The sequence below is a fragment of the Paenibacillus sp. SSG-1 genome, assembly GCF_002224835.1.
GTDB classification, from domain to species: domain Bacteria; phylum Bacillota; class Bacilli; order Paenibacillales; family Paenibacillaceae; genus Paenibacillus_AQ; species Paenibacillus_AQ favisporus.
In genome coordinates this window covers 2,252,903-2,268,799 of sequence record NZ_MBRK01000001.1, presented here as the reverse complement: position 1 = coordinate 2,268,799, position 15,897 = coordinate 2,252,903, and the positions used below count along the sequence as shown (strand labels likewise).

The window sequence follows — 15,897 nt, the reverse complement described above, 5'->3', positions numbered from 1 at the left end:
ATGCTATGATTCGGACTTTAACATATATGTCACTGCCCTCTTCCCCATGCTCGCGGGTCCAAAACAGGCTCACCCATTCAGCAAGACCATTGACATCTTGATGGCAAAAAAAACGGATTCCGGCCTATTCTCTTTCAGGTTACCTTTCATGGCAATAGGGTATCCTTTCGGTTACTTCTCGGGGAATCAACATATTGCCGTATTGCCGGATACATATACATAATCGGGCTGCACTGCACAATCTTACCAGATCCCAATCAAAAAAAGTATCCTTCCCGATACCTTAATTTATAATGGAATAGTATACCGCAAGCGGGATCCCCCAGCCATATACATAAGCATCCGCAATACTATGGATTTCTTCAAAACCCATACTGTGTCGAGCGTATCCCTAAAATTTTCCGAGCTGCGGCTGCTACGCAAATCTGCCCGAACCGGTGAAACGGCGATGAGTCCGGCTTAACAGAATAAAGGGCAGCAAAGAACGAATTTCATCGTCCTTGCTGCCCTTTTCATTTGCTTATTCTTCCACCTTAATCCGCAGTTCACCCTCAGCCAGACCGTCTCCAGCTGCGCGGATCACCACTTCGCCGGCCTCCAGGCCCGACTGAACGACCAGGAGGCATCGGCCCCCGCGGGTTTCCCTGCGGCTGCTCTTATAAGGCTCGTGGTCGCGCAAATCCCCGTTATCAGCGCCAATGATCTCGCCTTTACCTTGAATGTCGAAGCTTAACTCGAAGTCCAAATTCGGGACGACGATCCCCTGCTCATCCACGACGCTGACTTCGATATGTGCGATATCATGGGCGTCCGCCCTCAGCAGGGAGCGGTCGGTGTCCAGCACGATCCGATGCGGCGCCCCTGCCGTTTTCATCTCATACTCGGATACTATCGCATCGCCGTTACGGCCGACCGCACGAATGGTGCCGGCATGGTAGGGCACATGCCATTCCATGAGGCGGTTCGGGTAATCCGTCAGCTTCCGCACGCCATACGATTCGTTGTTAACGATTAGCTCCACGCTCTCGCAATTGGTGAACGTAACAAGCCTCATCAATCTGCCCGCCTGCTCGGGAAAGGTCCAGTGGCTCGCGAGCCCAGGTGATTTCCAATGCAGCGTCCACTGCGCGCCGGCATCCTCTTGTGCCGGATCGAACACGGCGATATGAACCATCGGCTCTTCCGACCAGAAGCTTTGCTGCAAATAAGAGATCGGTTTGCGGAAGCCGCAGGTATCGATCAGTCCAGATGCCCAGCCTTTGTACGGGTATGAAGCCTCTCCCAGATAATCAATCCCGGCCCAGACGAATTGCCCGATAACATAGTCATGCTTCTCGACATCAAACCAAGGATTGACCGGAAGGTAGCCCTTCACGCGGTTGCCTTCCCCCCGGTAGTAGGGAAACGTCTCGGTGCCGACGATCAGCGTATCCGGCATCGCTTCGCGGTAATGCTCGTACCACTGCTCCTGATAATTAAGCCCCAAAATATCGACCAGCTCCGCCATCTTTTTCGTGTGCAGGACCTTGTCTTCAATCGGACCTTCGCGCAGGCTGATCGGCACGTTATGCGGTTCGAGCGCGCAGGTGACAGGGCGTGTTGGATCCAGCTTGCGGCAGTAGTCGGTAAGCTGCTTCAGCATAACCAGCATGGATGGCTGTCCCTGGTTTTCGACCTCATTGCCGACACTCCACAGGAAAATGCTCGGATGGTTCCGGTCCCGGATCAGCATCGCCTCCAGATCCTTCTCCCACCAATCATCATACAGGTGCTCATAATACAGCGACTTCCACTTGTCGAACGCTTCATCAATGACCAGAAAGCCCATGCGGTCGCATAAATCAAGCAGCTCCGGGGCCATCGGGTTATGGGCGAAGCGAATTGCATTGCAGCCCATTTCCTTCAGTCTCTCCAGCCTGCGCTTCATGGCCTGATTATTGTAGGCCGCACCCAGGCAGCCCAGATCGTGATGGATGCACACGCCCTTCAGCTTCAAAGGCACCCCGTTGAGAATGAGGCCCCGGTTCGGGTCCAGAACGACTTCACGGATACCAAACGGCGTTATATATTCATCGGTTTCAGATCCATCCCGAACAATCGTTGTCCGGGCATAATACATGTCCGGCTGGTCCGGCGACCACAAATGCGGAGAGGGGATCACCGTTTCCTGATCGACCGTAACCTCCCCGGAAGGAGATACGGTCACCGGAGACTCACATTTCCCCAAGACTACACCCCGGCTGTCCACGAATTCGGTAATAACCGTACAATCCGCAGGCTCTTCGCCATGATGGTTAACCCGGATTTGTGCCTGGACCGTTGCTTTATCCGGGTGGATCTCCGGTGTTGTTATGAAAGTTCCCCACGCTGCAACATGCAGCTCATCCGTCCGAATCATCCATACGTTGCGGTAAATACCCGAGCCCGAATACCACCGGTCGGATGGCATCGGCGTATTGTCCACCTTGACCGCGATCACATTGTCCTGATCCCACTTGATGTAAGGCGTCAGATCGTATTGGAAGCTGACATACCCGTATGGCCGTTTTCCGGCAAAATGACCGTTGATCCATACCTCGCTGTTATGATGAACCCCATCAAACTGAATATAGACGCGCTCATTGTCGGATGACGACTTGATATGGAAGTGCTTTCTGTACCATCCCACGTTCCATCGCGGCAGGTAAGCCTGCATGCCGCCGAATGCCATGGCGGGATCCACCCGCTGCTCTATGCTCCAGTCATGCGGAACCTGCAGCTTACGCCACTCCTGATCTTTAAAATCCGGCTGTTGGGTGCCTGCGTAATTTCCCAGGGCGAACAACCAGCCCGCATTAAACGAGCTCATCTTCCTGCTGCGTGTTCCCGCTTCCATTGTCAGTTCTGCCATGAGCCTACCTCCTGCTCTCCTCGTAAGAGATATGATAGTTGAATGACTAATAGATGGTTCGGCCGGCTGCATCCGGAATACCGGATTTTCTGTAAAAGTACGTATTTATGACATCCCGCCATTCTTTGGCATGCTCCAATTGAATATGCAGCCGCTCCCAGACATTCCGGTAGCGCCATTCATCGATATGATCTTCCAGCTTGCTCCAACGCCCGATCAGCTGCTCCACACCCTCCACACCGTCGAAATGGGTGTCATAAATATGCTGGATCACCGTCTTGCCGGAATGAAGCACATGGCTGTACGGAACGTGATGGAAGAACAGCAGCAGCTCATCCGGGCAAGATTCCAGCGATTCATACTTTTGTGCATTTTCGGGGAAATACTGGGAGACATAGCCGGTTCCGTCCTTGACCGTCCGGTTTACTCCAATGCCGTGACAATCGGCAAAATGATACGTTCCCCACACCGAATACTCGTACCCGTCGACATTCGGTCCATAGTGATGCCCCGGGTTGACCATCCAGCCGACGCCAAGCGGTGAGGTGTAGCTCTCGTAAACATGCCAGGAATCTGCAAGTATAGGTTCAATTTCTGCGGAAACCAAAGAATCGCCGCCGAATGTAAGATGAATCCATTCGCCCGTGATATCCTTTTCGGTCAGATCCGGATTCCAGGCGAGGCGGCCGTACCCGTAAAGGTTGGCCTGCGCCAGCGTATGCCCGGTCCAATTGTGGTCGTCTCCCACGTTGATGACGGCGGCGATCCCGCAGGCTCGATAAGGATAGATCCCCCCGGAGACCACTTTCTTGACCTCGGTGCCCTGGCCTTGGGCGAACGTATCAAAATCCAGAATTTCTTTCCACTGGGGAACCAGATAGCACAGATGCTTCTGCTGTCCCGTATACTCCTGCGTGATTTGAAACTCCAGCATCTGATTCGTGCCCGGCATGGCTCCAAGGAGCGGGGATACCGCTTCACGGACCTGAAAGTCCATCGGACCGTTTTTGATTTGGAGAATGACGTTAGGTTTGAACTGCCCATCGAGCGGCTTAAAATGGTCGTAAGCTGCGCGTGCCCGGTCCGTTGACCGGTCTCTCCAATCCTGAAGGCAGTTGTACACGAAGCATCTCCAGATGACGAGCCCGCCGAACGGCTCCAGCGCTTCCGCCAGCATGTTCGAACCGTCCGCATGCGTACGGTCATATGTAAACGGGCCCGGACGATGCTCCGAATCCGCTTTTACGACAAATCCGCCGAAATCGGGAATATATTCGTATATTTCCTTTGCTTTTTCCTTCCACCAATCGCCCACCAGGGAATCCAGCGGATCGGCCGTGTCCAGTCCGCCAAGCTCCATCGGGCTTGCATAGTTGACACTGAGAAACAATCGGATGCCGTAACGGCGGAAGATCCCGGCCACATTCGCCACGTCCGGCAGAAACTGCCGTGTAATCAGCTGCGTTTCCGTCCGGTGGACATTGACGTTGTTTATCGCGATGCCGTTGATGCCGATGGATGCCATCAGCCTGGCATAGTCCCGGATACGGGCGTCATCCTCAACAAACCGGTTCTCTTGAAAAAAGATCGATCTGCCGGCATACCCCCGCTCAATGGAACCGTCCATATTGTCCCAATGGTTCATCATGCGCAGCGGATTCCGCGGTCTGTCCGTCACATCCAGTTGCTCCAGTTCCTGTCCGGTCCGCAGAATCCGCAGCAGATGAAATGTGCCGTACAAGAGGCCCCTGTCCGTATTCGCCATCACATACAGCGAACCGCCGCCGTTCTCGGGATGACGCCGGATGGCATACCCTTCTTCCCCCAGATCCTTGATTCGTGCTGCATCCATCCATTCTTCCGGTACACCGATCTTCTCAAGTAAAGCAAGCCGGATCAGGTTCGGCACCTGCCGATCCGGGTCTGACACGATGGCAGGAAGGGTGCCTGTCATTTCACGAATGCCGTGCGTAAGTTCGGCGAGCGCGGAATCGATTACATCCGAATTGCCATATACCGCGATTTGGGTCAGTTCCTTCATCCCGGCGAGTGATTCATTATTCGTATAGCTGAGCCAGCCCTGATCGGCTGACGAGTATGGAAGCCTTGCCTCTTGCGCCATGAGCTTCTCGTCCCTCCCGATGATCTTTATATAAAATAATGCGGATATTTCTCTTTTAAAAAGTCCTGCTCCACGACGACAAGGCGGAGATGCTGCTCCATCACCTTCATCGCGTGTTCTTTATCCTGCTGAATGATCAGCTGGTAGATTTCCTTATGTTGACGAATAATATTTTCCCAGTTGGAGTCTTTGGAGAGCCGGAGCAGCCGCAGCCTGTTAAAATGAATGTTCAGCTGCTGCAGCATTTTCCACGTCCGCTGTTTGCCGGTAGCGTCAAACAGGATTTGATGGTACTCTTCATCCAGCTCAAACAGCCTGTAGAAATTGTTCTGCCCGGCACAAACATCCTGCATGGCAATGTTCGCTTCAATCTTGAACCGGGCGTCTTTATCCAATTGGTCGCAGGCAAGCGCTACGATTTCTTTTTCCAGCTTCTCGCGGATAAACCGGCCTTCCTCGACATGCTTCAGGTTAATGCGGGACACAATGGTGCCGCTCTGCGGGATGATGTCCAGCAGTTCTTCTTCCGCCAGCTTCATAAAAGCTTCCCTGACGGGCGTTCTGCTGACGTTCAGCTCGTCCGCGATTTCCTTCTCCGAAATTTTGGTGCCGGGTTCGAGCTCCAAATGAAGAATTCTTTCCCTTAGCAGGTTATAGGAATAAGCCCTGGTGGAACCCTTGATTTTCTGCTCTGTCGACATTACGGTTACCTCTTTCTCCTTGCTTTCATTTCACAACACGCGAAGGTCGAAATGACTGCCAAACATTCATTTTTTTGTAAATAATTTAGTCGGACAACGCTGCGGACACTTACAGGATTTCAATCATCGAACCGGTTGGAATAAAGTGGACCGGAAGTCCGGGAAATCTGCCGGCAAGCCGTTCGCTGATCAGCTTCATCCCCGGTTCCTCGCTGGCTGCATGACCCAGCATCAGCAGCGCTTTGGCTCGTCCCTGCGCTGATGCATCCCGGACATATTCGTGCGTTTCCCATTCCGGCCCTTCGCCGATGATCATCAAATCCAGACGTTCTTGCTCGAATAACGGGATCGCGTGCTGTCCACCTCCCCTGTACCCGACAGCAACTCCGATTAGCCCGCAGACCGTCTCGGGATCGCCGACGGCACGCAGGTAGGGCAGATTCAGCTTCTGTTTGACATGCTCGGCGATGTCGGATAACCTACGGCTCTGCGGCAGCCGCACAACGGAAGCCGTTCCGAGATCCCGGTGCTCATCATCCTCCCATCCCAATGCTTCGATCAGTCCCGCCGTGATGATATCCGGCCGATAACTGTGCGGGTGATCGTGAAACCGGTAAATGATCATATCATCCGATTCGATCAGCTTCCGCTTTGCCGCATGAACGGGATCCTCCGGAGCGAAGCCCTGCTCTTCCTGATGACTGTAAAAAGCCCCTTCGTGCGTAACCAGCAGGTTCACCCCAAGCCGGATGGCCTCAAGGACAACATCATGGGAAGCGATGAAAGCGACCCCGATTCCGCGGACCTCCGCTTCGGGAGTTCCGGCGATGATCCGGTCGATCCGGGATTCCAAATCCCCGGCGGGTTCCGTTAAATACGTTACAACCTCCTGAGCAGTAACACGCAAAACATTCACTCCTTCGGACCATGGCAGGCATGGATGTTCATGGTGGATGTCATGCTAATACGGCATAACGCCCGTGAGTTGAAAACAGGCTGCCATTTCGCTGGCGAAACGGCAACCCGATTCGTGTAACTTCCGATAAGTTCGTGTTTATGACGACTTATCGAATTACTTCTTCTCTTTATAAGCTTTATACGTCTTGTTGGCAAGCTTAACATAATTATCCAGACCCTGTCCCTTGAGCTCGTTCACGAATGCGTCGAACTGGGACAACGGTCGCTCGCCGAGGATAAATTTAAGCGTGTTTTGATCCGAGTAGTCTTTCAGCGGCGTGCTCAGCAGGGTAGCCTGCTCGCGGTCTTCTACGGAATACGGGATCGGTGGCTCGGCCGGTACGACGGTTTTCGTCTTTTTCATATCTTCCTGGAACTTTTTCTCTTCGTCGCTGAACATCGATTGCAGCAGCTCTGTTGTACCGCCGTAGGCGAACACCCCTCCAGAGAAGCCATAATCGATACGCAGGTCCTTCGTTCCTTTCGGGTTCAGTCCGTTATAGTTGATATCGTCGACCAGCTTCCGGACGCCGTTCTCTTTGGTATACGTTACCCCTTCAACACCCCACTTGGCAAACTCTTCGCCTTCGTCACTGTAGTAGAGCCAGTCAATGAACTGAAGAATCGCCTTAAAGTTTGGGTTTTCCTTGGCTTTGGCCAGAATCATCACGCCATTCTCCAGACGGGAGCCAGACATCAGCTGACCTGCAGGTCCTCCTGGCACCGTAATTTTGGCGATGGAGAATTTGCCCTCTCCGAGCGATTTGTTCATGTCCGTGCGATGCAGCACGACAGTCTGGGAGTTGCCGTTGATCACAAACGATTTACCGGATACGAACTTCTGAGTCGCCTGATCGTCTGTTTGCGTAAAGCTTTCTTTGTCCAGCAGGCCTTCGGATACAAGCTTGTTAAAGTACGTCAGCATATTTTTGTATTCCGGCGTCGTGGACGTGTACACGAACTCGTCCTTGTCCGCTTTGTAAGTGAGTCCGTTGCCGAATCCCCAGCCGGCCTTCGTTCCGAATCCGGTCGCCGCGATGTTCAGCGTACTGTTGAACTGGAACCGGTCGGAGAACGGAATCGAGTCCGGATAAATTTCCTTCAGCTTCTTGAGAGCGGTATACAGCTCATCCCAGGTCGCAGGAATCGGAATGTTGTTCTTCTCAAAAATGTCGGTCCGCACGAGCAGCGTATAATCCGGCCATACCTCTTCATGCAGGCCAGGGAGCACATAGTATTTACCGTCCTCCTGCCGGAGTCCGTCCAGCTCCTTTTCCATGCCCCATTTTTCGACTTTATCCTTAAAATTCGGCATCATATCAATGTAATCGCTTACCGGCAGAATCGCACCGGATGACACAAAGGAAGCCTCTTCCCCGGGATACGTTTTCGGAATGACCAGCGGAGCGTCTCCCGAGCTGATCAGCAGCGAGCGCTTCTGGCTGTAATCGCTCATCGGAACGATCGTTGGCTGAAGCGTGACGCCCGTTCTTTTCGTGATTTCCTGGAACAGCATCCAGTCCTTCTTGTAAGGGTAGGCCGGCTGGTCGCTGAAAAGAATCGGCAGGGAAAACGGCTCGGTTGCCTTGAAAGAAACGTTAACTCCGTAATTTTCCATCGCGCCTTTGGATTGGTCCTTGGCTTCTCCGCCTCCGCCGCTGCTGCCAAGATTGTTGCTGCAGGCAGCCACGGACAGGCTCATTACTGCGGCCATCAGCGTCATTCCCCATTTTTTACGAGAACGCTTGAACATTTGTTTACTCCCCCCATGAATGAATGTCGGAACTGCAAAGAAATGTAAAGCTATGAAATGAATGCGGCGATCCGGACCGGATTTATCCTTTCACGGAACCCAGCATAACACCCGATACAAAGTACTTCTGGACAAAAGGGTAAATCAGCAGAATTGGCAGAATCGTCAGAACCATCGTGACCGATTTGATGTTCGCAGAGATTTGGGTCAGGTTATCCGCTGACGTCGCCCCCGCAGAAGCGCCACCTGTTGCCCCGGCAATGAGGTTCCGCAAGTATACGGTGACCGGGAACAGTTCCTTCTGGTCCATGTACAGGAAAGCGGAAAACCATGAGTTCCAATGTCCCACCGCATAGAACAGCATCATCGTGGCCATGATCGCCTTACTGAGCGGAAGAATAATGCGGAACAGAATCCCGTACGTATTCAAACCGTCGATCGAAGCCGCTTCTTCCAGCTCCTCCGGCATATTCTCGAAAAATGATTTCATGATCAGCATGTTGTAGATGCTGATGGCACCCGGAACGACGATCGCCCAGATCGAATTGGCAAAGCCAAGGCTGTTAATGAGCACATAGTTCGGGATCAGCCCACCGTTAAAGAACATGGTGAACACCGCAAACATCGTCAAAAATTTGCGTCCCATCAGCCTTTTCTTGGACAAGGCGTAGGCAAAGATCGTCGTCATAAACATCGAAATGGCCGTTCCGACCACCGTATACACGACGGTGTTTTTGTAGTTCGTCCAGAACATCGCATCCTTGGCCACCGTCCGGTACGTGTCGATATTGAAGCCTCTCGGAATCAGGTTGACCTTCCCCGCATTGATATAAGCCTCGCTGCTGAAGGACTGGGCGAGCACGTTAATGAAAGGAAATACCGTAATGAAGACAATCAGCAGCAAAATGATCGTGTTGACGACTTTGAACACTTTATAAGAAGCGGAATCTTTCACTTGAGGACCTCCTTACCATAGGCTTCTTTCCGTTACTTTTCTGGAAATCGCATTGACTGAGAACACCAGAATGAGCCCGATGATCGATTCGAACAATCCGATGGCTGTGGCGTAGCTGAAGCTGCTGGATTGAAGACCGACCCGGAACAAATATGTAGAAATGACGTCGGAAGTTTCGTAGATGACCGGATTGTACAGCAGCAGTATTTTTTCAAAACCGATCGCCAGGAAGCTGCCCATGTTCAGGATCAACAGGGTTACGATGGTCGGCAGAATGCCGGGAATCGTTACATGCAGCGTCTGCTTCCAGCGGTTGGCGCCGTCAATTTTGGCTGCTTCGTACAGCGACTCGTCGATCGTCGTCAGTGCGGCCAGATACAGAATCGCTCCCCAACCCATGCCCTGCCACACTTCGGAGGTGACGTATATCGCCCGGAACCACTCGGCCCGCTGCATGAAGTTAATGCCGTCCCCGCCGAAGAAACGAATGAGTGCATTGATGGAGCCGCTCGCCGAAGTCATCTGCAGAATCATGCCGGCCACGATGACAATGGACAGAAAGTGTGGCATGTACGAGGCGGTTTGGACGAATTTCTTGAACTTCTTGTTCTTCACTTCATTAAGCAGTAACGCAAAGATAATCGGAATCGGGAACGTGAACAGCAGGGTCAACGCGCCGAGAATCAGCGTGTTCGTAAATACCTTCCAAAAGGTGGGATCCTGGATAAACATCCGGAAGTAGTGAAGCCCTACCCATTTCTCTCCATAAATGCTCCCGCCGGGAACAAAACGACGGAAAGCGATGACGTTGCCGATCATCGGCCCGTATTTGAAAATGAGCAGGTAAATGACCGGTAATACCAAGAGCGAATACAACTGCCAGTCTTTGCGAAAAAGCCTTCCTACAGAACGTTGCTTCTGTTTTTTGACGGCTCTCTCCTGGGGCAAGACGGGGCTTGCGGCCTTCGTTTCCATTCTTCAGATCACTCCAATCCGCGCAGAACATGTCGCTGTTATTTTTGCACTTCTCGTACCAATCCGTCTGATGTCTCGCGCAACCATTTCACATATGAGCATTCATCCCGGTCCGGGCAAACGGATAAACCGCTTACAATTCGTGTGGCTAAAGTGCGGTCGTCGAACCCTGAAAAAGACCTCCCCTTTCTTAAAGCGCTTACAAATAACCTTCAAAAAATTCACTACATCTGTTCTCCAAAGCTTTTTTGAACCTAGAAAAACAACAGACCGGAATAAAAATGGTGAGGCAGTTCAGAAGAAAATTGGAATACTAGTATAACTAGTATGGTAGTTGAGCTGTTTTTATTGTAATGGACCTTTGCCTGGATTTCAATATTTTTCTTTCGAGAACTTTAAAAAAGTTACGCCCTCCGCGAACAAGCGGAATACGAAAACAGTCATCCCAACCGCAAAAAAGCGCCAGCCGTGACCTATCACAGCTGACGCTTCATATGAAACATTCGCATATCCCTGCTTCACTTCGGCATGATTGCTTGATCGCAAACATGGAATTCCATTCCATATGGAGACTATGGATTTGTTTTCAAATGTCCATAGATTTAAATTTCCAGCACCTCGGCACGCTTTTCTAAATCGATTTGACCAGAATTCAACTCGGCATACATATACTCAGTCAGCAAAAAAGAAATCGTGGATTCCGCCCCCTTGTTCCGGTTCGGCCCGTTCGGCGTCAGTCCGTCGCAGCAGCTGCCGTCTGAAGGATCGGCGAGCGGCCGGCGGCAGTCATTTTCACCGTGGAACCACTCCCGGCAGCGACGGATAAGCTCCTTATATTCCTGACTGCCTTCCACGCGATATGCCTCCCTGGCGGCCAAAGCCAGCTTCATTACTTCGAGCGGCTGCTGATCCCACCGGCTGCGGTGGCCGCGGTCGGCCCAGCCCCGGTTGCCGATCGGCCGGATCCAGCCTTCCTTTGCCGTCATTTGTTCGGCCAGAAAATCCAGGGATTCCTTGGCCACCCGCCGGACGGTTTCGCGTCCCGTGGCTTGATAGGAGGAATAGAGTGCCCATGGAAGTACGCCGTTTCCGTAGGTCATCTGCGGCTCGAACCAGTGCCAGCCCGGCTCAGCCGACGTGGAGTAGAGGTCCATCAATTTTCCCTCTAAACGTTCGATCAGCGTCCACGCCTGAAGCTTCTCGAGCAGCTCCGGCCTTGTCATTTGGAGCGGATAGCATTCCTCCACTGTCCAGAGCCGGGAGTAGGCCGCAAGCGTATACGCCCATCCCCGCGGGAACTGCAGCTGCTGCGCGGCAGCGGCCGACCGGAGCAGGATCGTTTCGGCAGCCCACCTGCTTCCCTCATCCGGCAGCTCTGCCCATGCATTCACCGCAGCCCATACGGCGCGGCCGTGGCAGTCATCCGATGCCGTTTCCGGTTCTGGAGATCGGTCATAAGCAACATTGTTATGGAACGTTCCGTCCTCTTTTTGAAGCCACAGCAGAAATGCCAGGTAGATGTCTGCCAGCTTCAGCCAGCGTTCGCTGGCATCCGGCTCCATGCGCTGAATAACCGAACAAGCCCAAAGGGCACGGGCATTGTCGTCTGTTGTATATCCTTCCTGTCTCCGGGGAACCGAACCTAAGGCATGCTCGAGCAAACCTGTATCATCAGTCATCCTTTCCAAATGTCTAGGACAGATGCGGTAACTGTTCAAGGGTCCCCCTCCCTCAGTTCGCTTTCATGATTTCCGGAAAGGAAGCGGCCAATCCGTTGAACAGCTCCAGATGGAGCTGACCGACCTTGGACCAATGCATGTCCGCTCCAATCCGCCCCATTTCCCGTTCCCATCTTTTCGCCGTTTCCTCTTCGGAAAGAATAGCTCCCATTTGCTCCGACCATCCCTGCGTATCATCAAAAGGAATCAGCAGCTCCGGATAATCCCCCAGCAAGTCCTTGGCATAGGCATACGGCGTCGTCAGAACCGGCCGGCCCAAACCGACCGCATAAGCGAGCGTTCCGCTCGTAATTTGCTGCATGCCCGGATAAGGCGTAACGTACAAGTCGGCGGCTGATAACAGCCCGGCCAGTTCGTTCTCTTCCACGAACCTGTCGATCATGACGACATGGCCATCCACCCCCAGCTCACGGGCGAGTAATTCGAGCTCCTGACGGTACGCTTCGCCTTCCCATTTGCGCACTTCAGGATGCGTCTGCCCCACGATGGCATACAAGGCGTTCGGAACTTTTCGAACGACATCCGGAAGAGCACGAAGGATCAACTCCAATCCTTTCCCCCGGCTGAGAAGGCCAAAGGACATCATGACCTTACGTCCGTCCCAGCCCATGGATTGCCGCGTCCGTTCGCGTAAACCGGCTGCAGGCTCCGGTGTTCCATGAGGCACGCAGCGGATTTTATCCATCGGCACACCCATCGATCGGTGGAGGTAGCCGGCAGCCAGCCGGTTCATAACCAATATCAAATCGCTCCGCTGGGCAATCCGCTTCTGAATGCTTAAATACGGCTCTTCCGGATGTTCAAATACGGTATGAAAGGTAACGGCAAGCGGCTTATCGAGATGATCGACCAAATCAAGCACATACTCGCCGGCCTCCCCGCCGAAAATTCCGAATTCGTGCTGAAGCGAAACGACGGAGACGTCGCTCCGGTTCAACCGCTCGGCAAGCTTTCGGTATGCTTTGCGGTCCTCCTTCTCGACTTCATGGATCATCGGATCCGTGTCTCCCAACAAACTGAACGCCGGCTTGACGGCGTAAACCTCATCTTGGCCCTTCCAGCCTCTGGCTCCGTTCACGCTTTGCCGCAAGTGATGCGTATAGGTGGCAATCCCGCATTTTTGAGGCACATAAGTGCCTATATAAGCGATCCGATTCATACGGTAATCTCCTCCTCCTCTTTGATGCGGTGTGCAAAAGCTTCGTAAAGGATGTGCCGGGATCCGATTTCCGAGCCGAATCCGAATACGCATTGGTACAGCTGTGCACCTTCCCTTACGTGACAGCCGTCCCACAGAATCGTCTCTGATAATCGGGTGTTATTGGCAATCCGGCAGTCGTCCCCGATGACCGTATACGGTCCGATGATGGCTTTATCGCCGATTTGCACGCGGTTCCCGATCACGACCGGCGGGATCAAAAGGGCACCGTCGCCGATCCGGCAGCTGTTCCCTGTCCAGATTCCCGAAGTCTTCTCTTTACCCGGCAGAGGCAGCTTCAATTTGCGATCCAGAAGGTCCCAATCCCCCTGCCGATAACGTTCCCGGGTGCCCATATCGAGCCAATATCCGGTCATCGTGAAGCCATACACGCCTTCCCCTGCTTCAATGAGTAGAGGGAAGGTTTCCCTTTCGATCGATACCTCGCGGCCTGCCGGTATGTAGCTCAAGGCTTCTTTGTTCATGACATAGATTCCGGCATTGATCAGTTTCGAAGGTGCTTCCCCCGATTTCGGTTTTTCCACAAACCGGGCTATGCGGCCTGTTTCCGAGATGTCTACAACGCCAAAAGAACTGGGATCCTCTACCTCGGTCAGCCCGATGGTAACGGTCGCCTGCCGTTCCTGATGATATTGAATGAGCGGTTTAATATTCATATGCTGTACGATATCGGCGTTAAACACCAGGAAGCAGTCGCCAAGCAGCGATTCCGCGTTTTTAATGGCGCCGGCAGTACCCAGCGTCTCGTCCTCTATAACATACTCGATAGAGATCCCCCATTTTTTGCCGTCTCCCAAATGGTTTCGAATCAGGTCCGGGTAATGCTTGAGCGCCAGGACAAATTCCCTCACCCCTTGATCTCTAAGCTGCCTTACCAAGTGTTCGATCCAGGGACGATTTCCTACCGGCGCCATCGGTTTCGGCATTTGTTCAGTTAACGGCCGCAGGCGTGTGCCCAGTCCCCCGGCCAACAGCAACGCTTTCATCGGTTGATCACCCTCCAGTTCGGTTTTCGGTCATAAAAAAAGAAGCCGGCGCATGGCGAACCTTTTCTCGATCATGGCACCATGAGCGTAAAAAATTCATTCATCAACGACTTCTGTTTTGGAGTTGTCTGGTCTTCAGCCCCTATTCGCTAAAGCCCGTCCACTATGACCTTTTGCCCCTCGGCGGGATCAAGTGCCGCATCATCGAACAGAATGGTCATATAAATATAACCCCCTCCCGTTTCTGATTATTAGCACTCACCTAAATAGGCTGCTATTAATACTAATAACGAATTCCTCCCTGGCTTTCAATAGCGATTACACGCGGAAGTGAATGAATATCCGCCATGAAAGCCAATACACGGGATACTTTCGCCAGTTTTTTCAAATTTCCTCATTCATACGCCAGAAATTGTAAACTCGATAGGGAACGAGCATTATGATTCTACGATGGCCCTATTTTTTACGCTCATTGTGTCCTCAAGCCTGCTGAGGACGCTGTCCGTAACCGGAAGTCCCAGCTTCTCCATGGCATACAAGAACGAGCCTACAACGGGAGGAAAATGCGGCTCCATCAAACCGAATGGCCTTCCCGGATCATCTGTGGAGATACGCTTAAGTTTTCCTTGAAAATAAGTGCTGTTCGCCACGCTCCCGATGCACGCAACCCGCAGCGTTTCGGCCTGAAAATGCCGTCCGAGCAAGCGGATGCCGACCACGATCTGGTGAATGGACCGGTCGCAAACCGCTTGGGCTAATGAACTGCCTGCCGCTGCCGCCTCCGTAACAAAAGGAGCAAAGGCTCCAAATACCCGGTCCCTTTCGCGGCGGTCATCATGGAAACCATTCCTGCCCAGGAGTGCAATTTCCCCAAGGTCGGCTGCATTCCAATGCGAGAGCATATCATGAACCAGACGCCCGTCAGTATCGTCCGTATGTCCGGCAATTGCTTCATAAACGGCGTCATAGGCCAGAAACCTGGCTGCGCTTGCGGCATAGTGATGATAGTCGTAATTACGTAAGTATTGCCCTTCTTCATTGATACCGAAAATAATTGAGCCTGTACCGGAAATCACCACGATGCCTGGCTTTGCCATCAACGCACCATAATGGGCGGCGACCGCATCGTTTACGTGCCACTTGGGGCATGTCATTTCCGGTAAATGAGTCAGTTCCTTCACCCATTCAAAATCCTGATCCCGGTCGTAACCGGCGATGCCTGCGGCCATGCCGCAAATTTCCCCGGGAGAACACCCCGCAACGGAAAGAGCTTTGCGGATCGCCGTCTTGACATTATCCGTAGCCTGGTTATCCCGATGCTGCGATGCCGCTTTCTGATCCTCGATGTACGCGGCGATGTTTCCTTCCGGACTTGCGATGATCACTCTGGTATTGGAGCCCCCTCCGTCGATACCCATAATCAGTTTCCTTCCAGCCATATCATCCCCTGCCCCCTTATTTCTACCATCCAATCGCTGACCCAGGAAGAATTCCTGCCTTCATGGAAGTTATTTACTAGTTAGGTGTAATTCGACAAGGTTCTCTACATATCCTCCTCCAAAAACCCCCTCAGAACGACCCAGGATTCCGGAACATTCGG

12 protein-coding genes are annotated in these 15,897 nt (G+C 52.7%); 1 reads left to right on the top strand and 11 read right to left on the bottom strand.

Translation table 11 applies throughout. The features are described 5' to 3' along the window. Positions 1 to 520: 520 nt before the first annotated feature. The 7 genes from BCV73_RS10595 to BCV73_RS10565 all read right to left on the bottom strand — a co-directional run bounded on the left by BCV73_RS10595 (position 521) and on the right by BCV73_RS10565 (position 10,326). On the bottom strand, positions 521 to 2,890 hold the full coding sequence (locus tag BCV73_RS10595; RefSeq protein WP_089547065.1) for a glycoside hydrolase family 2 TIM barrel-domain containing protein: 2,370 nt from the start codon (positions 2,888 to 2,890) through the stop codon (positions 521 to 523). Between the two features lie 46 nt (positions 2,891 to 2,936). Beyond that, complete coding sequence (locus tag BCV73_RS10590) at positions 2,937 to 5,012, bottom strand: alpha-glucuronidase family glycosyl hydrolase (protein ID WP_089547064.1); 2,076 nt, start codon at positions 5,010 to 5,012, stop codon at positions 2,937 to 2,939. Between the two features lie 26 nt (positions 5,013 to 5,038). Next, positions 5,039 to 5,713: a GntR family transcriptional regulator gene (locus BCV73_RS10585; RefSeq protein WP_076166482.1), complete on the bottom strand. Its 675-nt coding sequence runs from the start codon at positions 5,711 to 5,713 to the stop codon at positions 5,039 to 5,041. A gap of 109 nt (positions 5,714 to 5,822) precedes the next feature. Further along, positions 5,823 to 6,629: a Nif3-like dinuclear metal center hexameric protein gene (locus BCV73_RS10580; protein WP_256992811.1), complete on the bottom strand. Its 807-nt coding sequence runs from the start codon at positions 6,627 to 6,629 to the stop codon at positions 5,823 to 5,825. Positions 6,630 to 6,785: 156 nt separating this feature from the next. Next, positions 6,786 to 8,423 carry an ABC transporter substrate-binding protein gene (locus BCV73_RS10575; RefSeq protein ID WP_089547062.1) on the bottom strand — a complete coding sequence of 546 codons (1,638 nt, stop codon included), beginning with the start codon at positions 8,421 to 8,423 and terminating at the stop codon, positions 6,786 to 6,788. An 82-nt stretch (positions 8,424 to 8,505) separates the two neighbouring features. Next, entirely contained in the window at positions 8,506 to 9,378 is an 873-nt protein-coding gene (locus BCV73_RS10570) for a carbohydrate ABC transporter permease (protein ID WP_089547061.1), read from the bottom strand. A 12-nt stretch (positions 9,379 to 9,390) separates the two neighbouring features. Further along, positions 9,391 to 10,326, bottom strand: coding sequence for an ABC transporter permease (locus BCV73_RS10565; RefSeq protein WP_256993135.1), 936 nt, complete (start codon positions 10,324 to 10,326; stop codon positions 9,391 to 9,393). On the opposite strand from BCV73_RS10565, the gene BCV73_RS35745 reads away from it, so the two are divergent. Beyond that, entirely contained in the window at positions 10,226 to 10,675 is a 450-nt protein-coding gene (locus BCV73_RS35745) for a hypothetical protein (protein ID WP_256993198.1), read from the top strand. The genes BCV73_RS10565 and BCV73_RS35745 overlap by 101 nt on opposite strands. A 280-nt stretch (positions 10,676 to 10,955) precedes the next feature. Here the strand turns inward: BCV73_RS35745 and BCV73_RS10560 are convergent, their stop codons facing one another. The 4 genes from BCV73_RS10560 to BCV73_RS10545 form a co-directional block, all read right to left on the bottom strand. Further along, on the bottom strand, positions 10,956 to 12,071 hold the full coding sequence (locus BCV73_RS10560) for a glycosyl transferase (RefSeq protein WP_256992810.1): 1,116 nt from the start codon (positions 12,069 to 12,071) through the stop codon (positions 10,956 to 10,958). Between the two features lie 13 nt (positions 12,072 to 12,084). Beyond that, positions 12,085 to 13,251: a glycosyltransferase family 4 protein gene (locus BCV73_RS10555; protein WP_089547059.1), complete on the bottom strand. Its 1,167-nt coding sequence runs from the start codon at positions 13,249 to 13,251 to the stop codon at positions 12,085 to 12,087. After that, entirely contained in the window at positions 13,248 to 14,297 is a 1,050-nt protein-coding gene (locus tag BCV73_RS10550; RefSeq protein ID WP_089547058.1) for a nucleotidyltransferase family protein, read from the bottom strand. Before BCV73_RS10550 ends, BCV73_RS10555 begins: the two co-directional genes overlap by 4 nt. A 437-nt stretch (positions 14,298 to 14,734) precedes the next feature. Then, complete coding sequence (locus tag BCV73_RS10545; protein WP_089547057.1) at positions 14,735 to 15,736, bottom strand: BadF/BadG/BcrA/BcrD ATPase family protein; 1,002 nt, start codon at positions 15,734 to 15,736, stop codon at positions 14,735 to 14,737. Positions 15,737 to 15,897 lie beyond the last annotated feature (161 nt).